19 protein-coding genes are annotated in these 20,855 nt (G+C 68.7%); 12 read left to right on the top strand and 7 right to left on the bottom strand.

The window, feature by feature from the left end:
* The first annotated feature begins 88 nt into the window (after nucleotides 1-88).
* Together AMYAL_RS0106920 and AMYAL_RS0106915 are read left to right on the top strand one after the other, a co-directional pair.
* A complete protein-coding gene (locus tag AMYAL_RS0106920) occupies nucleotides 89-1,084 on the top strand; it encodes a tyrosine recombinase XerC (RefSeq protein ID WP_051137648.1) in 996 nt (331 codons plus the stop codon).
* A gap of 20 nt (nucleotides 1,085-1,104) precedes the next feature.
* On the top strand, nucleotides 1,105-2,040 hold the full coding sequence (locus AMYAL_RS0106915; RefSeq protein WP_020630583.1) for a FliA/WhiG family RNA polymerase sigma factor: 936 nt from the start codon (nucleotides 1,105-1,107) through the stop codon (nucleotides 2,038-2,040).
* 284 nt (nucleotides 2,041-2,324) lie between these two features.
* Here AMYAL_RS0106915 and AMYAL_RS0106910 read toward each other — a convergent pair whose 3' ends face one another.
* Complete coding sequence (locus tag AMYAL_RS0106910; RefSeq protein WP_020630582.1) at nucleotides 2,325-2,930, bottom strand: murein hydrolase activator EnvC family protein; 606 nt, start codon at nucleotides 2,928-2,930, stop codon at nucleotides 2,325-2,327.
* Between the two features lie 382 nt (nucleotides 2,931-3,312).
* On the opposite strand from AMYAL_RS0106910, the gene rpsB reads away from it, so the two are divergent.
* From rpsB to AMYAL_RS0106880, 6 genes are all read left to right on the top strand, one after another.
* Nucleotides 3,313-4,185, top strand: a complete 873-nt coding sequence (gene rpsB, locus AMYAL_RS0106905; RefSeq protein ID WP_020630581.1) for a 30S ribosomal protein S2 — start codon at nucleotides 3,313-3,315, stop codon at nucleotides 4,183-4,185.
* A 90-nt stretch (nucleotides 4,186-4,275) separates the two neighbouring features.
* A complete protein-coding gene (tsf, locus tag AMYAL_RS0106900; RefSeq protein ID WP_020630580.1) occupies nucleotides 4,276-5,100 on the top strand; it encodes a translation elongation factor Ts in 825 nt (274 codons plus the stop codon).
* Nucleotides 5,101-5,194: 94 nt separating this feature from the next.
* The gene (pyrH, locus tag AMYAL_RS0106895; RefSeq protein ID WP_020630579.1) at nucleotides 5,195-5,938 is read left to right on the top strand and encodes a UMP kinase; all 744 of its coding nucleotides are present in this window, start codon (nucleotides 5,195-5,197) and stop codon (nucleotides 5,936-5,938) included.
* Nucleotides 5,939-5,989: 51 nt separating this feature from the next.
* Complete coding sequence (gene frr, locus AMYAL_RS0106890) at nucleotides 5,990-6,547, top strand: ribosome recycling factor (RefSeq protein ID WP_020630578.1); 558 nt, start codon at nucleotides 5,990-5,992, stop codon at nucleotides 6,545-6,547.
* A complete protein-coding gene (locus AMYAL_RS0106885) occupies nucleotides 6,547-7,461 on the top strand; it encodes a phosphatidate cytidylyltransferase (RefSeq protein ID WP_020630577.1) in 915 nt (304 codons plus the stop codon). Before frr ends, AMYAL_RS0106885 begins: the two co-directional genes overlap by 1 nt.
* A gap of 47 nt (nucleotides 7,462-7,508) precedes the next feature.
* Nucleotides 7,509-9,056 carry a carboxylesterase/lipase family protein gene (locus AMYAL_RS0106880; protein WP_280632801.1) on the top strand — a complete coding sequence of 516 codons (1,548 nt, stop codon included), beginning with the start codon at nucleotides 7,509-7,511 and terminating at the stop codon, nucleotides 9,054-9,056.
* A gap of 34 nt (nucleotides 9,057-9,090) precedes the next feature.
* Here AMYAL_RS0106880 and AMYAL_RS0106875 read toward each other — a convergent pair whose 3' ends face one another.
* Nucleotides 9,091-9,936 carry a VOC family protein gene (locus AMYAL_RS0106875; RefSeq protein WP_020630575.1) on the bottom strand — a complete coding sequence of 282 codons (846 nt, stop codon included), beginning with the start codon at nucleotides 9,934-9,936 and terminating at the stop codon, nucleotides 9,091-9,093.
* 117 nt (nucleotides 9,937-10,053) lie between these two features.
* Between AMYAL_RS0106875 and AMYAL_RS0106870 the strand changes: the two genes are divergently transcribed.
* A complete protein-coding gene (locus AMYAL_RS0106870) occupies nucleotides 10,054-10,905 on the top strand; it encodes a class I SAM-dependent methyltransferase (RefSeq protein WP_039793847.1) in 852 nt (283 codons plus the stop codon).
* Here AMYAL_RS0106870 and AMYAL_RS0106865 read toward each other — a convergent pair.
* The gene (locus AMYAL_RS0106865) at nucleotides 10,839-11,474 is read right to left on the bottom strand and encodes a PadR family transcriptional regulator (protein WP_026466812.1); all 636 of its coding nucleotides are present in this window, start codon (nucleotides 11,472-11,474) and stop codon (nucleotides 10,839-10,841) included. The two genes, AMYAL_RS0106870 and AMYAL_RS0106865, sit on opposite strands and share 67 nt — an antisense overlap.
* A gap of 105 nt (nucleotides 11,475-11,579) precedes the next feature.
* On the bottom strand, nucleotides 11,580-13,442 hold the full coding sequence (locus AMYAL_RS0106860; RefSeq protein ID WP_020630572.1) for a YcaO-like family protein: 1,863 nt from the start codon (nucleotides 13,440-13,442) through the stop codon (nucleotides 11,580-11,582).
* Nucleotides 13,443-13,569: 127 nt separating this feature from the next.
* On the opposite strand from AMYAL_RS0106860, the gene rlmN reads away from it, so the two are divergent.
* Nucleotides 13,570-14,679 (top strand): dual-specificity RNA methyltransferase RlmN, encoded by a 1,110-nt coding sequence (gene rlmN / locus AMYAL_RS0106855; RefSeq protein WP_020630571.1) that lies wholly within the window; start codon nucleotides 13,570-13,572, stop codon nucleotides 14,677-14,679.
* Between the two features lie 140 nt (nucleotides 14,680-14,819).
* On the opposite strand, the gene AMYAL_RS45735 is transcribed toward rlmN, so the two are convergent.
* The 3 genes from AMYAL_RS45735 to AMYAL_RS0106840 form a co-directional block, all read right to left on the bottom strand.
* Complete coding sequence (locus tag AMYAL_RS45735; RefSeq protein WP_084702099.1) at nucleotides 14,820-15,668, bottom strand: DUF5829 family protein; 849 nt, start codon at nucleotides 15,666-15,668, stop codon at nucleotides 14,820-14,822.
* On the bottom strand, nucleotides 15,665-16,513 hold the full coding sequence (locus tag AMYAL_RS0106845; RefSeq protein WP_026466811.1) for an NAD(P)-dependent oxidoreductase: 849 nt from the start codon (nucleotides 16,511-16,513) through the stop codon (nucleotides 15,665-15,667). Before AMYAL_RS0106845 ends, AMYAL_RS45735 begins: the two co-directional genes overlap by 4 nt.
* 87 nt (nucleotides 16,514-16,600) lie before the next feature.
* Nucleotides 16,601-17,818, bottom strand: a complete 1,218-nt coding sequence (locus AMYAL_RS0106840; RefSeq protein ID WP_020630568.1) for an aminopeptidase — start codon at nucleotides 17,816-17,818, stop codon at nucleotides 16,601-16,603.
* Between the two features lie 553 nt (nucleotides 17,819-18,371).
* On the opposite strand from AMYAL_RS0106840, the gene AMYAL_RS0106835 reads away from it, so the two are divergent.
* Entirely contained in the window at nucleotides 18,372-19,595 is a 1,224-nt protein-coding gene (locus AMYAL_RS0106835; RefSeq protein ID WP_143267758.1) for a YcaO-like family protein, read from the top strand.
* An 18-nt stretch (nucleotides 19,596-19,613) separates the two neighbouring features.
* A complete protein-coding gene (locus AMYAL_RS0106830; RefSeq protein ID WP_020630566.1) occupies nucleotides 19,614-20,855 on the top strand; it encodes a hypothetical protein in 1,242 nt (413 codons plus the stop codon).

Below are 20,855 nucleotides of genomic sequence, written 5' to 3'. Positions count from 1 at the left end.
CGCCATCCCGGCACGATCCGACCACGGACACCGCAACAGGGTGCGGCGATACTTGACCATCCGCCGTACATCGCGCAGCGTGATCGGCATGCCGTCGACCGAAGGTCCCCGCGGCACGGGAAAACGCGCCCGCAGACCCGATCTGCGCGCCGCCCGTGCGGCGCTGCCGGAGCCTGTCCGGAAGCTGATCGACGACTACGAGCGGCACCTTTCCCTGGAACGCGGGCTCTCCGCGCATACGGTGCGTGCCTATCTCGGCGACGTGGTCTCGCTGACGGGGTTCGTGGATGGGAACGGCGGCCGGTTCGAGGATCTCGACATCGGGACGTTGCGTGGCTGGCTGGCCCGGCAACGCGAGGAAGGGGCCAGCCGCACGACGCTGGCCAGGCGGGCGGCCGCGGCCCGCACCTTCACCGCCTGGGCGCACCGGGGAGGGGCGCTCGCGTCCGATCCGGGCGGGCGGCTGGTGGCGCCGCGCGCGCACCGCAAGCTCCCAGGGGTCCTCCGGGCGGAACAGGCGAGTGAGGTCATGCGCTTCTCAGCCGCCGGTGCCGAACAGCGCGACCCGGTGGCCTTGAGGGACAGTGCCATCGTGGAGCTGCTGTACGCGACCGGTGTGCGGGTCTCGGAACTGTGCGGGCTGGATGTGGGCGACGTCGACTTCTCCCGCAGGGTCGTGCTCGTGCTGGGCAAGGGCGGGAAGGAACGTGTCGTGCCGTTCGGCGTCCCCGCCGAAGCGGCATTGCGGGTGTGGCTGGACGAGGGCAGGGGGAAACTCGCCGTCGAAACCCAGGGGCAGGCCGAAGCCGCGCTCTTCCTGGGGGCGAGGGGCGGCAGGCTCGACCCGCGGGCGGCCCGCCGGGTCGTCCATGACGCCGTCGGCTCGGTTCCGGGCGCGAACGACATGGGGCCGCACGGCCTGAGGCATTCGGCGGCCACTCATCTGCTCGAAGGTGGCGCTGATCTTCGAAGCGTTCAGGAACTGCTTGGTCACGCTACGCTGGCTACCACGCAGCTCTACACTCATGTGACCGTCGATCGGCTGAAGGCGATCCACGACCGCGCGCACCCCCGGGCCCGATGATGCCGGGGAGGACTCGGCAGGTGACCCGGCGGCCCGGACCGGCGGCGCACGCGCATCCGCACGAGCACGGAGAACACGCTGAGTCGCATGCTGAGAACGGCGGTCCGATGACCGCCGACCCACATGTCACCGAGGCCGCCGGGAAACACCGTCCCGGCGGTGGCGGTCCTGCCGTTGCGCCCGAAGCGCGGACGGCCTACGAGGTGGACGCCGGGATCCAGGCGTTGTGGCGGGAGTTCACCGAGTCACCGGACCAGATCGTGCGCGACAGGCTCGTGCTGCACTACGCCCCGCTCGTCAAGTACGTCGCGGGCCGGGTCGGCACCGGACTGCCGACCCACGTCGACGTGGGTGACCTGATCCAGTCCGGGATCTTCGGCCTGGTCGACGCGATCGAGAAGTTCGAGCCCGCGCGGGGCCTGCGGTTCGAGACCTACGCGATGCAGCGCATCCGGGGCGCGATCCTCGACGATCTCCGGTCCCAGGACTGGGTGCCCCGAGCCGTGCGCAGCAAGGCCCGCGAGGCCGAGCGCGCGCTGGAACGCCTCGGCGCCCGCCTGAACCGCACACCGACCGATGCCGAACTGGCTGCCGAGCTCGAAATCAGCGTCGACGACCTGCGCGAGTTCTACGGCCAGCTGCAGCTGACCAGCGTCATCGCGCTGGAAGACCTCGTCGCCGCGGGCAAGGACAGCGGCTCGCTGGTCGACACCCTGCCCGACGACGGGGCCGTCGACCCGGTGGCCGTCCTGGTCGACCAGGACAACCGCCGTCAGCTGGCGCAGGCGATCGCCCAGCTCACCGAACGCGACCGGATCGTGGTCGGCCTCTACTACTTCGAGAGCCTGACCCTCGCTGAGATCGGCAAGGTCCTCGGCGTCACCGAGTCACGGGTCAGCCAGCTGCACACCCGTGCCGTCATGCGGCTGCGCGCGAAACTGGTCGAACAGGCCTGACGGCACCGTCCCGCCGGACGGTGCCGTCCGTCCACACACGCGTGTCGTCCGTCTGATCACGCGTGCCCGCCTATAGAGACCGCCACGCCGACGCGGCCACGGAACACCTCCTCGGCACCCGCCTGCAAGACGTGCTCACAGCCGTGATCAGACGCGGAACTCCAGTGACCAGAGGCGGAACTCGTGTGATCAGAGGCGAGGCTCACGTGATCGAAGGCGGAACTCATGTGATTGGGCGGGCGGCTCGCGTGGCTGGGCGCAGGGGAGGGTGTTCGGGACTGGGCTCAGTCTCCTTCCCAAGGTTTGAGGCGGATTTCCGAAGGTTCACCGATCAGCGCGAGTGGATCGACGTACTCCTCGCCGCGCCGGACACCGAAATGCAGGCAGGCCTGTCCGGGGCAGTCCGGATGGCCGGCGGCGAGCGTTCCGAGCACCTGGCCCCGGTAGACCTGATCACCCGCGGTGACCGTCGGGGCGAGTGGCTCGTAGGTGGTGCGCAGGCCTCCTTCGTGATCGATCGAAACCACCCCGCGGCCCGCCACCTGCCCGGCGAACATCACCACCCCTTCGGCGGCCGCGAGCACGTTCGTGCCCGGTGCCGCGGCGAGGTCGACGCCCCGATGACCGGGGCCGTACGGCGTGGACGGCGGCTCGAAGTACCTGGTGACGCTCGGTGCCGGTGAAAGCGGCCAGGAGAAGCGCCCCTGCGGAGAGGGCGCGCCTCTGGCCGTTCCCGGCATCGCCGACGCGGTCAGGAGCGCGAGCACGGTCGCGAGGATCGCGAGGCGGGGAAGGCGTCGAGGATGTCCCGGCAGGCGGTGCCTGCCGCCGGTGCGGTCGATCGCGAAGGAATGCCTGGTGACAGGGTGGGAACAGGGTGTCGTGGTCATGTGTTCCAGCTTGGGGGCGCGGCGTGGCGAGTGGGGCGCGCCGGTGGAATCTGTGGATAACCGAGCCGGTTGTGGACAACCCCTCTCATCAGGGGCTGCCGGTGCGGTACCCGGTGGCGACAGGGAGTAGACTCTTTTGCGCGGTCCGCGGCAGCGGACTGACTTCGCGTGCACGTGCGCGCTCCCGATGGCCGATCTCCTCACGGAGGGTCAGGACAGGCGGGGGCACACGGCCCGGCGGTCCCTGAGGTCACTTCGCTCACGGGTCCGGGCCCGAGCATCTGCACCAGGGCGATCGGCCACCCGGCCGAGAGCGACGAACCGAGCAAGCGCGACCCGGCGGAGCCGGGTCCGCACGACACAGAAGAGGTTGATTCCGGCAATGGCCGTCGTCACCATGAAGCAGCTGCTCGACAGCGGCGTGCACTTCGGGCACCAGACCCGTCGGTGGAACCCGAAGATGAAGCGCTACATCTTCACCGAGCGCAACGGCATCTACATCATCGACCTGCAGCAGACGCTGACGTACATCGACCGTGCGTTCGAGTTCATCAAGGAAACCGTCGCGCACGGCGGCACCATCATGTTCGTCGGCACGAAGAAGCAGGCTCAGGAAGCCATCGCCTCCGAGGCCTCCCGCGTGGGCATGCCCTACGTGAACCAGCGCTGGCTCGGCGGCATGCTGACCAACTTCCAGACGGTGCACAAGCGTCTTCTCCGCCTGAAGGAGCTCGAGTCGCAGGAGCAGACCGGCGGCTTCGCCGGCCTGACCAAGCGCGAGATCCTCACGCTCACCCGTGAGAAGGACAAGCTCGAGAAGACCCTCGGCGGTATCCGCGACATGGCCAAGGTGCCGAGCATCGTGTGGATCGTCGACACGAAGAAGGAGCACATCGCCGTCGGCGAGGCTCGCAAGCTGAACATCCCGGTCGTCGCGATCCTGGACACCAACTGCGACCCGGACGAGGTCGACTACCCGATTCCGGGTAACGACGACGCGATCCGTTCGGCCGCGCTGCTGACCAAGGTCGTGGCCGAGGCCGCCGCCGCCGGTCTGATGGCCCGCTCCAGCCGCAACGGTTCCTCCGCCGACGCCAAGCCCGAGGCGGGCGTCGCCACGGACGAGCCGCTGGCCGAGTGGGAGAAGGAGCTGCTCGCCGGCTCCGAGACCGCCGCCGCGGACGCCAAGGAAGCCGCCGCCGCGACCGAGGCGCCCGTCGAGGCTCCGGCCGAGCAGGCCACCGCCTCCTCCTGATCCACCCGCTCGCGGGGCCGCCTCCGGGCGGCCCCGCGGGTACTTCCCCAAAAGACTTCTCGTACCTGAAAAAGGACGGACACACCCACGATGGCGAACTACACCGCCGCAGACGTGAAGCGTCTCCGCGAGCTGACCGGCTCCGGCATGATGAACTGTAAGAAGGCGCTGGAGGAGAACGACGGCGACTTCGACAAGGCCGTCGAGTTCCTGCGCATCAAGGGCGCCAAGGACGTCGGCAAGCGCGCCGAGCGCGCCACCGCCGAAGGCCTTGTCGCCGGTGACGGCGGCGTGCTGATCGAGCTCGACTCCGAGACCGACTTCGTCGCGAAGAACGAGGACTTCCAGGCCCTCGCCGCGAAGATCGTCGAGGTCGCGAAGGCCGAGAAGACCAGCGACGTCGAGAAGCTGAAGGCCGCCTCGCTCGACGGCAAGACCGTCGACGAGCAGGTCCAGGAACTGGCCGCCCGCATCGGCGAGAAGCTCGAGCTGCGCCGCGTCGCCGCTTACGAGGGCACCACCACCACTTACCTGCACCGTCGCGGTGCGGACCTTCCCCCCGCCGTCGGCGTGCTCATCGAGTTCACCGGTGAGGGCGAGGCCGCCGCCGAGGCCGCTCGTGGCGCCGCCATGCAGGTCGCCGCGCTCAAGGCCAAGTACCTCACCCGTGAAGAGGTCCCGGCCGAGATCGTCGAGAACGAGCGCCGCGTCGCCGAGGCGACCGCCCGCGAAGAGGGCAAGCCGGAGCAGGCCATGCCCAAGATCATCGAGGGCAAGGTCAACGCCTACTACAAGGACAACGTCCTGCTCGAGCAGCCGTCGGTCAAGGACAACAAGAAGACCGTCAAGGCCCTGCTCGACGAGGCCGGCGTGGCCGTGAGCCGGTTCGCCCGGTTCGAGGTCGGCCAGGCCTGATCCAGGCGCGGAACACAAAGAACCACCACTGTGCCCCGTCTCCGTCCATCGGGGACGGGGCACAGTCGGGTTTCAGAGCATTAGGGAGGGCGACATGGGTGTCCGGGTCGAAGGCGGATACCGGCGGGTGCTGCTGAAACTGGGCGGCGAGATGTTCGGCGGCGGTTCCATCGGGGTTGATCCGGATGTGGTGCACTCGGTCGCCCAGCAGATCGCCGACGTCGCACGCACGGGTGTGCAGATCGCCGTCGTGATCGGCGGCGGCAACTACTTCCGCGGCGCGGAACTGTCGCAGCGCGGCATGGACCGCGACCGCGCCGACTACATGGCGATGCTCGGCACCGTCATGAACTGCCTGGCACTGCAGGACTTCCTGGAGAAGGAGGGCCTGCCGACCCGCGTGCAGACCGCCATCACCATGGGGCAGGTCGCCGAGCCGTACATCCCGCGCCGCGCCGAGCGTCACCTGGAGAAGGGCCGCGTCGTCATCTTCGGCGCCGGGGTCGGCATGCCGTACTTCTCGACCGACACCGCCGCCGCGCAGCGCGCGCTCGAACTCGGCTGCGAAGCCGTCTTGATGGCGAAGGCCGTCGACGGCGTCTACACCGCGGACCCGAAGAGCGACCCGACCGCCGAGATGTTCCACGAGATCAGCCACCGCGAGGTGCTGGAACGGGACCTCAAGGTCGCCGACGCCACCGCGTTCAGCCTGTGCATGGACAACAACATGCCGATCATCGTGTTCAATCTGCTCACCGAGGGGAACATCGCCCGCGCGGTCAGTGGTGAGAGGATCGGCACCCTGGTGGACACCCCCGCCGACGGGGCGTCGGCGTAGTCCTGCTCTGATCTCCGTAATCGGTACGCATACACAACAACGGGAGTTGCCGTGATCGACGAGACCCTCCTCGACGCCGAGGAGAAGATGGAAAAAGCGGTGTCCGTCGCCAAGGAGGACCTGTCGTCGGTACGCACCGGCCGGGCCCACCCTGGGATGTTCTCGCGCGTTGTCGTCGACTACTACGGCGCGCCGACCCCGCTGAACCAGCTGGCGGGCGTCAACATCCCCGAAGCCCGGATGGCGCTGGTCAAGCCTTACGACCAGACCTCGCTCAACGCCATCGAGAAGGCGATCCGCGAATCGGACCTCGGCGTGAACCCGAGCAACGACGGCAACGTGATCCGCATCGTCATCCCGCAGCTCACCGAAGAGCGCCGCAAGGAGATGGTGAAGGTCGCCAAGGCCAAGGGTGAGGACGCCCGCGTCTCGATCCGCAGCGTCCGCCGCAAGGCCAAGGAAGAGCTGGACCGGATCAAGAAGGACGGCGAGGCAGGCGAGGACGAGGTCGTCCACGCCGAGAAGGAACTGCAGAACCTCACCGACTCGTACACGCACAAGGTCGACGAGCTGGTGAAACACAAGGAAGCCGAGCTACTCGAGGTCTGATGAGCCAGGTGAGCGAGGAACGCGAGGACCGGGTGGACGCCCCGGAACCGGCTCCGGCGGCGACGCCGGAGCCCGAAACCGTGCCGGAACCGGCGCGGAAGGTTTCCCGCGCCGGCCGCAACCTGCCCGCCGCGATCGGGGTCGGGTTGCTGCTGGGGGCGGCGATCGTCACGTCTTTGCTCACCGTGCGCTTCCTGTTCATCGGCATCATCGCGATCGCGATCGCGGTCGGCACGATCGAGCTGGCCGGGGCGCTGAAGCGTGCGGCGGGCATCCGGATCGCGCTGGTCCCGGTGCTCGTCGGCGGTCAGGCGATGATCTGGCTGGCGTGGCCGTTCGGCCGTGAGGGTGCGCTGACGGCGTTCGTGCTGACGGTGCTGGTCTGCCTGCTGTGGCGGTTGCCCGGCGGGGCGGACGGCTATCTGCGCGACATCAGCGCGTCGGTCTTCGCCGCCGCGTACATCCCGCTTTTCGGCGCTTTCGCCGCCATGCTCGTGCCGCCCGAGGACGGCGTCGGCCGCGTGCTGGCGTTCATGATCGGCGTCGTCGCCTCGGACACCGGCGGCTACATCGCCGGAGTGCTGGGCGGCAAGCATCCGATGGCGCCCAGCATCAGCCCGAAGAAGACCTGGGAAGGCTTCGCCGGTTCGCTCGTGGCCGGTGTGGTCGCCGGCGCGCTGACCCTGAGCCTGCTGCTCGACGGGCACGCCTGGCAGGGTGTGCTGTTCGGCGCGGCGATCGTCTGCACCGCGACGCTGGGTGATCTCGTCGAGTCGCTGATCAAGCGCGACCTCGGGGTCAAGGACATGGGGAACATGCTGCCGGGGCACGGCGGGCTGATGGACCGGCTCGACTCGCTGCTCCCGTCGGCCGTGGTCTCCTGGCTCCTGCTCTCGGCCTTCGTTCCCGTCTAGGCGAAGCCCATGTGACAAGATCGAAGCGTTGGGCCAAGGTCGGAAGTATGCGAACTCGACGGAAGAGTAAGCGACTTCTGACCCTGGCTCTGAGCGTGGTGACGCTCGGCGCCCTGACGACAACCGTGGCGGAGGCGGGCGTGAGCCCGGTCGTCCGCACGGATTCCGGTCCCGTTCGAGGAGTGAGCACCAGCGAGTACCGGAGTTTCCAAGGCATCCCGTTCGCCGCGCCACCGGTCGGCGAGCTGCGCTGGGCACCGCCTGCCAGGCCAGAGCCGTGGACGGCCGTGCGGGACGCGGACAAGCCCGGACCTCGGTGCACGCAGGGAGCGGGAATCGGCTCGGCACCGAGCGACAGCGAGGATTGCCTGTACCTCAACGTGATCAGCCCGGCCAAGCCGACGTCCAAACCGCGTCCGGTGATGGTCTGGGTGCACGGCGGCGGCTTCACCTCCGGCGCGGGCAGTGACTACGACTTCAAGCGGATGGCCCTCGGCGGGGATGTCGTCGTGGTGAGCGTGAACTACCGGCTGGGTGTGTTCGGCTTCTTCGGTCACCCGGAACTCGGACGCGATTCCGGCGTCTTCGGCCTGCAAGATCAGCAGGCCGCCCTTCGCTGGGTGCAGCGAAACGCCCGCGCCTTCGGGGGAGATCCCCGGAACGTCACGCTGTTCGGTGAGTCCGCCGGCGCGATGAGCACCTGTGCCCAGCTGGCCTCCCCGTCGGCCGCGGGACTGTTCCACCGCGCGATCATCCAGAGCGGTCCGTGCACCCTGACCTGGCCCGAAGGTGGATTCTTTCCGGGAGCGCCCGCGGGATCGCCGTACCTTCCCCGCGCCGAAGTCGAGGCGGCGGGTGCCGACACCGCGAAGAAACTGGGCTGTGCCGACGTCGCCTGCCTTCGCCGCGTCCCGGCCAAGGATCTGCTGAGCCAGCCGTCAGGGGCGCCCACGTTCGGCACCGATCTGCTGCCCGAGCATCCGGCCACCGCGCTCAAGGCAGGGCGGTTCGCACGCGTCCCGGTGCTGACCGGGGTCACCCGGAACGAGTCGAGGCTGCTCGTCGCGCTGTTCCCCGGACATCCGTTCACCGAGGAGCATTACCAAGAGCTGCTGCGCACCGCGTTCAAGGACAAGGCGCCGCTCGTCGCCGCCGAGTATCCGTCGGCGAAGCACGGTGGCCCGGCGATGGCGTTCGCGGACGCGATGACCGACCGGAGCTGGGGTTGTTCCCAGACCGGGACCGAGCGATTGCTACGCGAGCGCACCTGGACTTTCGGCTACGAGTTCGCCGATCAGGACGCACCACCGCTTTTGCCCGCGCCGCCCGGAATGCGGCCCGGTGCTTCCCATGGATCCGAATTGGCCTATTTGTCTGATATGACCCCGTCGCCGGGGAAATTGACGCCTGCCCAACAGAAGCTCGCGGCGCAAATGATCCAGTACTGGACCGGATTCGCGAAGACCGGGAATCCGAACGGCGACGGACTGCCGAAGTGGCGTCCTTCGCCGCGGACCCAGTCGCTGGCACCGGGCGAGATCCACCCGGTCGACCTCGCTGCCGTGCACAACTGCGGTTTCTGGGCGGGAATCTGACGCAAGAGCCGGGGTGACGTGGTCACCCCGGCTCTCAGTCGTCGTAAGGATCGTCGACTTCGGCGCTGCCCCAGCCCTCCACGGCGCGGGAGTGGTCGATCACGGCGAACACCGAACCGTCCGGGTCGGCGAGGATCGCCATCCGGCCGTACGGGGTGTCGTAGGGCTGGACCACGACGGCGCCGCCGAGCATCAGCGCCTGCCCCGCCGTGGCGTCCGCGCCGCGAGCCGGGTCCAGTTCGAGGTAGACCATCCAATGCGGTGGCGTGTCCGGCCGGTACTCCGAGCCCATCACGTACCGGTACAGCACCGGTTCGTGCTCGATGAGCCATTCGGCGTAGTCGAGCGAAGTGCCGTCGCCGATCTGGTGGCTGGTGTAGTCGAAGAGGCGGCAGTAGAAGTGGTCCGCCGCCGCGCCGTCGTGGGTGTTCAGGTCCGCGCCGCTGAAGGTGTTGGGCACGCCGGTCGCGAACTCCCAGGTGGCGGGTGGTTCCCAGAAGACGACGTGCGCGCCGCACGCGTCGACGGCGTGGATGATGTTGCCGCGGTGGGGAATCGCCATCGGCCCGAGCGTGACCCGGCCACCGAGACTGTCCACCCATTCCGCGGCCGCGGCCGCCTGGGGCACCGAGATGTGGATGCTCCAGCCGAAAGGGCCTTCCGCGCCCGCGCGGTACAGGCCACCGGTCGGGACGCCGTTCAGCGTAGCGATCGAGTAGCGGCCGTTCGGCGTCGCGGGATCACGCTGAACGGTGTACTCCCAGTCGAAAAGTCCGCTGTAGAAGGCTTGGGTGGCCGCTTCGTCTCTGCACGCGAGTTCGATCCAGCACGGGATTCCTGAAGGGATGACGGAAGTGTGGGTGGCCGAGCCAAGCGACATGCGGTTCTCCCTTGCCGGTGAGGGAGTAAAGTCTAGTCGCTATCCGCATTGTTTCCGTGAAAGATTTCGAACCGGATGGACCGGAACCCGGCCCGGTGTCCCATCGTTGGAGCTTCCGTGCGCTGGTTTCCCCGAGCTGTCTCCTCCTTCCGCCGCGGCGGTGACGAGGTGCTGCCGAGCCCGAACATCTGGTACTACCAAAAGGCTTACGAAGTCGAGAATCGCGCACAGGACGTCGACGGCGAGATCTGGCGGGTGCTCGCCGAGCGCCGTGACTGGTCCGGTGCGGACGTACTCGACATCGGCTGTGGTGACGGGTTTCACCTGCCCCGGTTCGCCGCGAAGGCGCGGTCGGTGCTCGGGATCGAACCCCATGAGCCGCTCGTGCGTGACGCGCGGCACCGCGTCGGGGACCTGCCGAACGTCGAGGTGCGGCAAGGTCGTGCGCAGCGCCTTCCGGTGCCGGACGCGGCTTTCGACGTCGTCCACGCGCGGACCGCGTATTTCTTCGGCCCCGGCTGTGAACCGGGTCTTCGCGAGGCGGAGCGGGTGCTGCGGCCGGGCGGGACGCTGCTGATCGTGGATCTCGATGTGGCGAGCGAGCCCTACGGCCGCTGGATGCGGCTGGATCTGCCGCGCTACGACCCGCCGGGAGTCGAGAAGTTCTTCGCCCGTCAGGGATTCGACTGCCGCAAGGTGATGACGCGGTGGCTGTTCGATGACGCCGCCGCGATGGAAGAGGTGCTGAAGATCGAGTTCAGCGCTCCGGTCGCGGCGAAGGCGATCGCGGAGGTCCGGCGCCTGAACGAGGTTTCGTCAGGCACCGGCACGAAGCAGGTGACGCTGCCGGTGGGCTATCGCGTGCATACGCGCACCAAGCCCACCGGCCTCGTCGTGCCAGGTCACTCCGTGTCCCCGGCGGAAGCCGCGTCCGGAGTGCCGTCCTCGGCCTCGCCCAGGAGGCCGTAGATCGTCCGGCGTGCCTCGTTGAGCACGTCGACGGTGCGAGCCTGCTGGCTCTCGCTTCCGGCATGCATGACCTGCGCGACCGCGGCGGCCAGGGTCGCCCCCGCCTTGCGCAGGTTCACCTCGACCGGGTCGACGTCGTGGGCGATCTGCTCCCACGGCGGGACGGCGTCCTGCTGCTCGGCCGCGGCGCGGCCGGATTCGGTGAGTTCGAACAGCTTCTTGCCGCTCTCGTCCTTGCTGATCACCAGGCCTTCGTCGGCCAGCAGCTGCAGGGTCGGGTACACCGAGCCGGGGCTCGGCTTCCAGAAGCCGCCGCTGCGTTCGCCGATCTCGCGGATGATCTCGTAACCGTGCCTCGGCTGCTCGGAAAGCAGCGCGAGGATCGCGGCGCGGACGTCACCGCGCCTGCCGCGCCGTCCGCCGGGCCCCCCGCGGCGGCCGTGCCCGCGCCGATGCCCCGGCCCGCCCGGACCAGGGGGGAAGTCGCCGAAGCCGCCGCGAGCCCAAGGCCCGAAGGCGGGTCGGCCGTGTTCTGGAGGGAAAGGTCGTCCTCGTCCTCGTCCTCGCATGATGTGAATCCTCTCTACGTAATGTTCCGACTCGTTCACGATATATCGGAAACGGTCGGACGACAACCTCCTTCCGGTGAGTTGGGTCTCAGTGGCTTGCGGTCGTCAGGCGCGGGGAAGCGGCAGGACGAGGTCTCGCGCGGCGAGCCTTCCCTTGCCACGCAACGGGAATCCGGCGGGAAACGGCGGCACGAGGCCCGGCACCAGCGTATGCGCGACGTGATATCCGGCGGCCGCGACGTCACAGGTCGTGAGATCGACGCTGATCACCTCGAAACCGCGGGCTTCGACGCGGTCCTGATACGCCTTGAGCCGGCGTTCCCCGAGCGCGGGCAGACCGTCCCAGGGCCGGTCCGGCAGCGCGCGCAGCCACGGCGCGACCCTCCCGCCTGCCCGAGGGTCAAGGTGGATCTGGTGCTGGCAAAGAAGATCGGTGACGTCGGCGAAGTCATCGCGGTAGGAGTCGAGGTAGCGCCGGTCCGCCCGGTACGGCTTGAGATCGCCATGCTCCCGCCGCAGGGCGGACAGTCCGCGTTCGCTGTCGAGGATCCGGTAGGTGTGCTGCAGCCTGAACCCGTCGGCCAGCGCTCGTCTGGCGGCTCCGAGCGCGTCCGGCCGGGCGGCGAACCCGAAGGACAGCCGACGTGTCACGCGGTCGAGTACCGCGGCCGCGACGACGGGGACGTCGAATTCGTTGTCGAGCGGGAGGAGCGTGACCTCGTGGCCGTCCGCGGTGTCGGCGATGAGCGACCGGATGCCGGCCGGGATCGGCAGCCTCCCGAGCCGGGGCGGGTTCGCCCACCAGCGCATGGTGGTGTCACCTTCGAGGACCTCTTCGAGGCCGGACGTGACGGCGTGTTCTCCGGAGGTCCCGCCGGCGAGACCGGCGGACAGGGGATCGGCGAAGCGGGCTTCTCCGGCTTGCCGTTCACGGGAGACCAGGAACGCCGGAACCCAGACGGGTTCCCCGGTGGTGTGGGAAAAGCCCTCCACCCACGAGCAGTCCGAGTCTGTCGTCAGCGGGGCGAACGGGAAGCCGGGGGACCGGTACTGCCCAGCCGAGTAGAGGTTGAGCCGACGAGGGTCGAGAGCCGGGACGCCATAGCGGGCGAGTTGCTCGTAACTGCCGAAGCGCACTTCGCGGTCCGGAGCGAGCCAGCTGCCGCAGTACCGCTTCACCGCTTCGCCGATGGCGGCTTGCCGGGCGAGGTCGAAGTCGTGCCAAGACGTGCCGACGACCTGGCGGTCGTTGGGCCAGTTCGTGACGCGGCGCATGTCCGCGACGTCGGCCACGCACACGCGCAGGCGGGCGGGCATCCCCGGTGCCGGTGGCACCTCGCTGATCCCGGTCACGATCCCGGTCCGGTCGTCGACCAGCGGTGCGGGTGCGGCGACGGACCGCGCGCGATCCGGGACCGGAAGGATCGGGTGGCGGAGCTCGGTCAGGTCCGCCGGGTCCAGGTCGATCTCGCCGGTGGTGATCGCCGTCCGCCCGCCGGAAAGCCAGCGTTCCAGATGGGCGAGGAGGTGTGCCAGCACCCAGCGGACGTCGCCGGGACTCATCGCGGGCTGGGGTGTGCCGGGCTTCTGGGGATCCGGTGCGGCGGAGCGGCGGCGGGCGACGACGTCGGCGAAGTCGATCCCGCCGGGCGTGATCGCGGGCCCGGCTATCACTCGTCCGTGTTCACGGCGCAGGGGCAGCCAGCGCACTCCGGTCTCGGCGCACAAGACGTCCAAAGCGGTCAGTTCGACGTAGGCGGGGTGGTCGAAGGCCGCGAGCACGACGGTGTTCGCCGTGTCCACTTCGGACAGATCATGGACGGACGGGACGGTCTCGACCCCCGTGTACCCATGGGCGGCGAGCAGCTCCGCCAGCGGCACCGTGAGTGCCGGGGATCCGGTGAGGAGAACCGTGGTTTCGGGAATGATGTCGCACCACCTCCGCTGACCGAGTCTCGGACGGCACATGACGGGCACGCGTCTCCTCGTATGCGATCCGCACGGGGCCGGCCGGGCACGTGTCACGTGACCTGGGGAACAGTGATCCGGGGCGGCCCAGGCGCGTCGGAGGTGGACATGGGACACTCAGTGAGCTATGACTGCCCTCCCTCTCGTCTTCGACGCGCCCAAGCGCGGCCTCCCGCCGCGCCACCTCGCCGACCTCACCGCCGCCGAGCGGGCCGAGGCCGTCGCCGAGCTGGGGGAGAAGCCGTTCCGCGCGAAGCAGCTGTCGAACCACTACTTCTCGCGGCTCACGGTGAACCCGGAGGAGATGACCGACATCCCGGCGGCGTCACGGGAGAAGCTCGTCGGCGATCTGATGCCGACGCTGCTCACCGAGATCAAGGCGCTCGCCGCCGACGACGGCACCACCCGCAAGACCCTGTGGCGCGCGCACGACGGGACGCTGCTGGAGAGCGTGCTGATGCGCTACCCGGATCGCGCGACCCTGTGCATCTCGAGCCAGGCGGGTTGCGGCATGGCGTGCCCGTTCTGCGCGACCGGACAGGGCGGTCTCGACCGGAACCTCTCGACGGCGGAGATCGTCGACCAGGTCCGTTCCGCCGCCGCGGTGATGCGTGACGGGCTGATGCCCGGCGGCCCCGGCCGTCTGTCGAACATCGTCTTCATGGGCATGGGCGAGCCGCTGGCGAACTACAAACGCGTGGTGGCGGCGGTCCGCCGGATCACCGACCCTTCGCCGGACGGCCTGGGGATCGGCCAGCGTTCGGTGACGGTGTCGACGGTCGGCCTGGCGCCCGCGATCCGCAAACTGGCAGACGAGAAGATGCAGGTGCGGCTGGCGGTTTCGCTGCACACGCCGGACGACGAGCTGCGGGACACGCTGGTGCCGGTGAACGAGCGCTGGTCGGTGGACGAGGTCCTGTCCGCGGCCCGGTACTACGCGGACACGTCGGGCCGCCGGGTGTCGATCGAGTACGCGCTGATCCGGGACATCAACGATCAGCCTTGGCGGGCCGAGCTGCTGGCGAAGCGTCTTCGGCAGCACCTGGGCCAGCTGGTGCACGTGAACGTGATCCCGCTGAACCCGACGCCGGGCAGCAAGTGGGACGCGTCGCCGAAGCCGGTGGAGCGGGAGTTCGTCCGGCTGGTGAACGCGGGCGGAGTCGCGTGCACGGTGCGTGACACGCGGGGCCAGGAGATCGCGGCGGCTTGCGGTCAGCTGGCTGCCGAAGAAGGCTGAGCCGCGGCGGCCTGATCTTCGTGACGGGTAGAAGCTCGCTCGGCGGGTGCCCGCGATCTCCTCGCCGGGCTCCTGCTGATCCGCGGCCGGGTGCTGGGCGTCGAGCACCCTGACACCGTCGCGACCCGTGAGGCGCTCGACTACTGGCGCGCATCCGGGTCGCCGCCGGACCGGAAGGTCCACACCGCGGACGGTCCGGGACCGACGGTCAGGGTGGAGTCGCCGATCTTTTCGCGGTGTGTGCCCGGCGCGGGTCCGGTCAGTGCCAGGTCCACCTGACGCAACCCGGTCGCCGCGCGCGGCACCGCGTCGAACCTCAGCACGGTGTCGTCACCCGTCGCGACCACCCCGTCCGGCCGCTCGCTCACGGTGTACCCGCCCGCCCGGAGCAGCGGCACGGTGTTCGCGAGGTCGTGCGCGGTGACGGCGACCCGGACCCCGGCGACGTCCCGCAGCAGGCAGGGGCGGTAGTAGTCGACGAGGTAGCGCTCGCGGCCGACATCGCCAGGGCGGGCCGCGGGTTCGGTCTTGCTGCGGGGGTCGGCGAAGTACGACTCTTCGTATTCCATGGCCCATGGCTGGAACGCGTCGTGATTCCGCGTGGTGAAGACGGCTTGAAACCACGGAATCGGCAGACCGTCGCCGAAATCGCGGGTCTGCCGGTGCTCGACCGGCGTCGCGACCCCGAACGAGGGCATGCGGCAGGCGACCGCGCGCAGTTCGCCCGCGTGCTCCACCGAAAGGCCCATTCCCGCCGAACCCGGCGCGGATTCCGGGCCGGGCACTTCGCCGACCCGGAACAGTTCCAGATAGGTCGTCCGGCCCATCAGATAGCGACCGGTCCAGGAACGGCTTTCGTCCGTCGTGGTGCGCACCTGAAGACGGGCGAATTCACGAAGATACTCGGAATTGTCGATGGCTTCGGCGGTAATCGCATCCAGGACGCCGTAGCAATGATTAAAACGCAGTAACTGCCGGGGTAGCGTCATTCGGTTCGCCGCAGATGCTCGAGGATCGCGCTGATGTTGTCGTCCGCCAGCCCGTCCCGCACGGCCGAGCCGAGCCGATTTCGCGCCCCGGCGGCGACACCGTCCGGCACGCCGCCTGCTTCCAGCACCAGGCGCAGGTCTTTTTCCGCGAGCCCCAAGGAGAACAGGGTGGTCCCCGGATCGGCGAGTTTGGCTCGCGCGTGCGGGACCATCGGGCTGATCACCGTGCCTTCGAGCAGATCCAGGGCCAGCCCGGTGTCGACGCCGAGCCGGTCGGCGAGAGCCAGGGTCTCGCCGACCATCACGTAGGACGCGCCGAGCACCAGGTTCAGGAGGAGCTTGACCGAAGCGCCCGCGCCGAGCGGTCCCACATGACGCACTTTCCCCAGTACGGCAAGGATTTCGGAAGCCGCGGCGACATCCTCGGCGGAACCTCCCGCGAGAATGCCGAGTTCTCCGGATTCCGCGGCGGGGAGGCTGCCTTTCACCGGCGCGTCGACCAGCCGGACCCGTTCGGGAAGTCGTTCGCGCAGCGCCGCGACCGCGTCCGGCCCGATGGTGGACATCTCGATGACGACGGCACCGTCGGCGAGTCCGGCTGCCGCGCCGCCCTCGCCCCAGAACACTTCCCCGACCGCGTCCGGGCCGGTCACCATGGAGATGACGGCCTGGGCGCCTTCGGCCGCTTTCCCCGGTGTGTCAGCGGTTCGCGCGCCCGCTTCGACCAGGGGCGCGGCACGGGACGGCGTCCTGTTCCACACGGTGACGTCATGACCTGAAGCCACCAGCCTGGCGGCCATGAGAGAGCCCATCCGGCCCAGTCCGAGAAACGTGATCCGAGGCATGGGCTGAACACTACTGCGAAACGGCGGTGCCGCCGCCGGCTTCCGGCTCGTGCGGCGGCGGCATCTCGTTGCCCGGCAAGGGATCCCTCAGTCGCCCAGCCGCCATTCGTCCCCGTGGACCAGCGGAACCGCGGTGCCGTCCGCCTCGATGCCGTCCACCTCCACCTCCGGCCCGCCGACCATGAAGTCCAGGTGGATGCTCGATTGGTTGATGCCCAAGGCTTTCAGCGCCGCCGGGTCGTCCGCCGGCGCGTCCTCGATCGCGAACGGGGCACCGTTGCCGAGGGCCAGATGGCAGGTCGCGTTCTCGTCGAGGAGCGTGGTCCGGAAGAGGAGATCGAGTTGCCCCACCCGCGATGTCGCGTCCACCAGGGCGACTTCGCCGAAACGGGAGGCTCCCTCGTCCCTGGCCAGCACCTGATGGATCGCCTCTTCACCGGTGGCCGCGCTCGCCTTCCGCACCTGCCCGCCCTCGACGCGCAAGGTCAGATCCTTCACCTCGACCCCGGAGACGAGCAACGGACGGGTGGCGCGGACGAAACCGTCGGCGCGATGGGCGTCCGGTACCGTGCCGATCTCCTCGGTCGGAAGATTGGGCAGATGTTTCTGGCCCCAGACGGTCTCGAAGACCGCGGCCCCCCAGCGTGCGGCCTGCAGCAGTCCCACCGTCAAATCGGTGCCGGGACCGCGGAACCGGATGGCGTCGAAACGCCGCTCGGTCAGCGCTCGTGCGCGCGCTTCCAGCCGTGCCATGTGTTCCCGCCACGCCGCGACCGGGTCGGGCTCGTCCAGCCGCACCACTCGTTCGATCACGTCCCACAGCCGGTCGACGTCGGGTTCGCCGAACACCGTTTCGGCCCATCCTTCGGTGGGGCAGGCGATGATCGACCAGGACACCGTGCGCTCGTTCAGGCCGCGGAGATGGGCTTTGCGTACCTCGACCGCGTCCGCGCGCGCGACACGGGCGCCGTCGAGGCCCGCCATCGGATTCGGGTCGCCGACGATGATGAGGCGGCACATGTGGCCGCGCATTGCCTCCTCGAGCCGCGCGACCTGCCAGGGCGGCGCCCAGCCGAGGCCTTCGTCCGCCCCGAGTTCCACTTGCGCGCGCACGATCTGCCGGTCGTGGTAAAGGACATCCACGTACCGGGCGCCTGCGGCGTAGGCCGCGCGTGCCACGCTGCGCGCGAGCGGCGCGTGTTCCACCGCGGCTTCGACAAGCAGGTCCTGGCCGCGGCGGAGGCACACTCCGACCTCGACGGCCAACTTCGCGTAGCGGTTCAACCGCTCTTCGGTGCTCACCATCGGCCCACCCTTGTTAGACGGATCTGAAACCAGTGCAAAGATTTCGCAGCTGTACCGGCAATGGGAAAGAAGATAACCGTATGACCCGGAAAACGAATTCTTGATCATTGGTGCAGGTGTCCCCGATGGTCACGGTGATCACCATAGCGACTCGAAGACGGGATTCCTATGGGCGCATGATCGCGAAATCGAGATACGATGATATTGCCCAGTGCTCCCTTTGGACTAGGTAATTTGGTCTCTACCGCGCAAAAAGGAAGCATATCGGACAAAAGTCTTCAACATACTGGCGCGACGATGGAACTGTGGCTAGCATCTGGGTTGTGGCCGCGGTTGGGTCCTTAGGCCATTAGGGGGCCGGGGCGCGAGTTCACAAATCTGATTCACCAATCGATAGTTATTCACCATTCGGAGGTATTGAAATGGTCGACTTCGAGCTGGACATCGTCGAAGACACGCAGGACTTCCCCGTTCTTCTGTGCACCGCGTACTAGGGGAAACAGCTTGCCGATGACATTTCGGGTCTAGTGGGGGCGACTGTCGATCAAGCCAGGTGATCGCTGGCGTCAATTCGATACGTTCTTGCGCGAGGTTGCATTGGGCCTTTCGGTGGTGCGCGGCCGGCGGGCGGTCAATCCATGGCGAATCGTGCCGCTTCTTCCTGGGCGGATGTCGGGTACAAGCTAACTGCACGCGGACGGGCAGGCCTTTTCGCGAGGCCTGCCCGTCCTTCAGAACGGAGCATCTTTCGGTGGACGCCAGGCCGATTCTCGATGAGCAGCTGTTCCTTGGGCTGGATTATGTGGATGCGCCGTCGGGTCGTTTCGCGGGTGGTGCTTGCGACGATTTCCCGGAACGCGCGATGGTGCGAGCCCATGGTGAGGCCACCGAGCGGGCCAGCCTGATCGACAATGGTCCGCGCATGGTGATTTCACGGGATGAAGCGCTGGAACGTGGTCTTTTACTGTTCACTCCGCACGACATCCTCGATGACACAGAAGATTGGATTCCGGCCCGCCGGGCGACGGACGACGAGGCCGCCGGTGTACCGGCGGACGTCGCCTTGCTCCGCAGGGTGAGTTCGAAGCTGCGCACACTCCCGTGGCGGCAGAGTTCGGTCGGTACCGCCGCGCATCCGGACCGTGCTGTCGCCGGCGTCAGCGGGATCTTGGAATGCCTGGAACGCCTGGCGATCAGGCGGGTCTGGGCGGGGACGGTCACCCTGGAGCCGGTCTCGGACCGGCTCGAAGAGCTGATGACGCCAGGGCTGGCGAAGGCGCTCGCGGATCGGCAGCTGGCCGTGCACGCGTGGGTCGTGCGTGAGATGGCGCCGATCGAGGTCACGCTCGTGATGGTCGGCCGTCGTGATCGGGCTCAGGCGACTTTCGGTGCCGGTGCGGGATTCGAGCGGGATCCGGCGCTGCTGCACGCGTTGCACGAGGCCGTGATGGTGCGGGTCTCACTGGGGAATCCGGCCAACCGGAGCGAGCCCGAATTCCTGCGGGGCGCCCGTTCGGCCGCTCATCAAGAAGCGTTCCTGACTTTCCTGCGCACCCTCGAACGGCCTTCCGGCGAGGGTGCGGTGGCGGATCCGCCCACGATCACCTCCGCCGAGCTGCCGTCCTTCGTCGAAGAGCGCTTCGGTGTCGCGCCCTTGCTGATCGACGTGCCGTCGCTCAACGCCATCGCCGTCGTCAAAGCGGTCATCCCGTCAGCGGAGTTCCTGACGCCGCGGCCGGGCGGCGACTACATCGTCGCTCCGGGCTATCTGGAATAGAAGAAGGGAACCCCCACGATGACTTCGACCGTCGAACGACGTCCACCGCTGTCCGACTATCCCCGGTCCGAGGACACGGCACTGGCCACGGTCACCCTTTCCGACGACAACCGCGCGTTGGTGCGGCGGCGCCGTGAGTTGTGGTCGGCGTACCTGCGCTGCGACCGCAACGACGAAGCGGCCGTCGCCACGCAGTTCGCCCCGTTGCTGCTCGACCTGATCCGCGCCCGGTCCGGCGAACCTCTCCTGGTCGTGCCAGGGTCCTACTACCCGCCCGGTTTCCGCCACCACGTCCTTGGCCACGCCGCCTTCCCGGACGACGGCATCGATCATCGGCTGAGCGCGAAGGACGAGAGCGGGCTGCCGTTCCTGGCGGAGCTGCGGGCCATGCTCCAGCCCGATTCGGACGCTTCCGTCACGACCCTCACTTCGCTGGCGCAGCTGCTGAACGTGCTGGGCCTGTTCAGCCTCTCCGCCAGGGCACTCGGCGGGCGCGCCGCCGAAAGCGGAGATCCCGTGCTGACCTACGAGGTGGCCCGCTCGTTCTACGGACTCGTGGTCGACGCGGACAAAGCGGCCCAGCCGTTCCACAGCCTGTCCGCGGACACCGGCACCCCGCGGGGGGTGCGGCTGTGCGCCTATGGACGGCTGATCGCGCATTACTGCCGCCGCGACCGCGATCTCGGCGAATGCGCCGACGTGGCCGCCGACGTGCAGGCGTTGATCGACGACACGGAGGCCGACACCTTCGCGATCCGCTTGTACATCAGCAGGATCTACCGGGCGCTCGCCTTGTACGCGGTGCGCCGCCGCGACATGACGGACATCGCCGGGAAGATGCAGGTCGCCGTCGACCTCGCCCGTGGCCTGAGCGCCGAAGCCCGCACCCCGGTCGAGAAGGTGGCGGCCGCCCAGAACGAGCGGTTGAGCCTGGAAGCGAGTCTCAAGGCCTTCATCAACTCCAAGGGCCGGGCCATGGTCATCGACATGGAGCCGCACGCGGCGGTCGACAGGCTCCTCGAACTCGACCCCGGCGACCCCTACACGCAGCTCTACACGGGCGACACGCTGTGGATGCTCGGCCAGGACGAACGCGCCCTCGCCTGTTTCACGGCGGGCGGCACGCTCGGGACGTTCCCCGGCGCGCTGGCCGCCGCGCGAGCCGGAGTCGCCTTCGCGATGCTGGGACGCAAGGAAGAAGCGGAGACTTGGTCCGCCGTCGCCGCGGAGCTGGACCCCGCCGCCGCCGCGGTGGCCTGA

This window comes from Amycolatopsis alba DSM 44262 (assembly GCF_000384215.1).
Taxonomy (GTDB): domain Bacteria; phylum Actinomycetota; class Actinomycetes; order Mycobacteriales; family Pseudonocardiaceae; genus Amycolatopsis; species Amycolatopsis alba.
Note: the sequence above shows the minus strand (reverse complement) of the source record. Positions and strands in the feature narration are given on the sequence as shown.

Bases quoted from the DNA above. Each gene is read 5' to 3' on its own strand.
- pyrH (WP_020630579.1), top strand. From the start codon at position 5,195: ATGGGTGTCCGGGTCGAAGGCGGATACCGGCGGGTGCTGCTGAAACTG.
- rpsB (WP_020630581.1), top strand. From the start codon at position 3,313: ATGGCCGTCGTCACCATGAAGCAGCTGCTCGACAGCGGCGTGCACTTC.
- AMYAL_RS0106920 (WP_051137648.1), top strand. From the start codon at position 89: ATGCCGTCGACCGAAGGTCCCCGCGGCACGGGAAAACGCGCCCGCAGA.
- AMYAL_RS45735 (WP_084702099.1), bottom strand. From the start codon at position 15,668: ATGACGCTACCCCGGCAGTTACTGCGTTTTAATCATTGCTACGGCGTC.
- AMYAL_RS0106880 (WP_280632801.1), top strand. From the start codon at position 7,509: ATGCGAACTCGACGGAAGAGTAAGCGACTTCTGACCCTGGCTCTGAGC.
- AMYAL_RS0106875 (WP_020630575.1), bottom strand. From the start codon at position 9,936: ATGTCGCTTGGCTCGGCCACCCACACTTCCGTCATCCCTTCAGGAATC.
- AMYAL_RS0106885 (WP_020630577.1), top strand. From the start codon at position 6,547: ATGAGCCAGGTGAGCGAGGAACGCGAGGACCGGGTGGACGCCCCGGAA.
- AMYAL_RS0106865 (WP_026466812.1), bottom strand. From the start codon at position 11,474: ATGCGAGGACGAGGACGAGGACGACCTTTCCCTCCAGAACACGGCCGA.
- rlmN (WP_020630571.1), top strand. From the start codon at position 13,570: ATGACTGCCCTCCCTCTCGTCTTCGACGCGCCCAAGCGCGGCCTCCCG.
- AMYAL_RS0106845 (WP_026466811.1), bottom strand. From the start codon at position 16,513: ATGCCTCGGATCACGTTTCTCGGACTGGGCCGGATGGGCTCTCTCATG.
- AMYAL_RS0106840 (WP_020630568.1), bottom strand. From the start codon at position 17,818: ATGGTGAGCACCGAAGAGCGGTTGAACCGCTACGCGAAGTTGGCCGTC.
- tsf (WP_020630580.1), top strand. From the start codon at position 4,276: ATGGCGAACTACACCGCCGCAGACGTGAAGCGTCTCCGCGAGCTGACC.
- AMYAL_RS0106830 (WP_020630566.1), top strand. From the start codon at position 19,614: ATGACTTCGACCGTCGAACGACGTCCACCGCTGTCCGACTATCCCCGG.
- AMYAL_RS0106910 (WP_020630582.1), bottom strand. From the start codon at position 2,930: ATGACCACGACACCCTGTTCCCACCCTGTCACCAGGCATTCCTTCGCG.
- AMYAL_RS0106860 (WP_020630572.1), bottom strand. From the start codon at position 13,442: ATGTGCCGTCCGAGACTCGGTCAGCGGAGGTGGTGCGACATCATTCCC.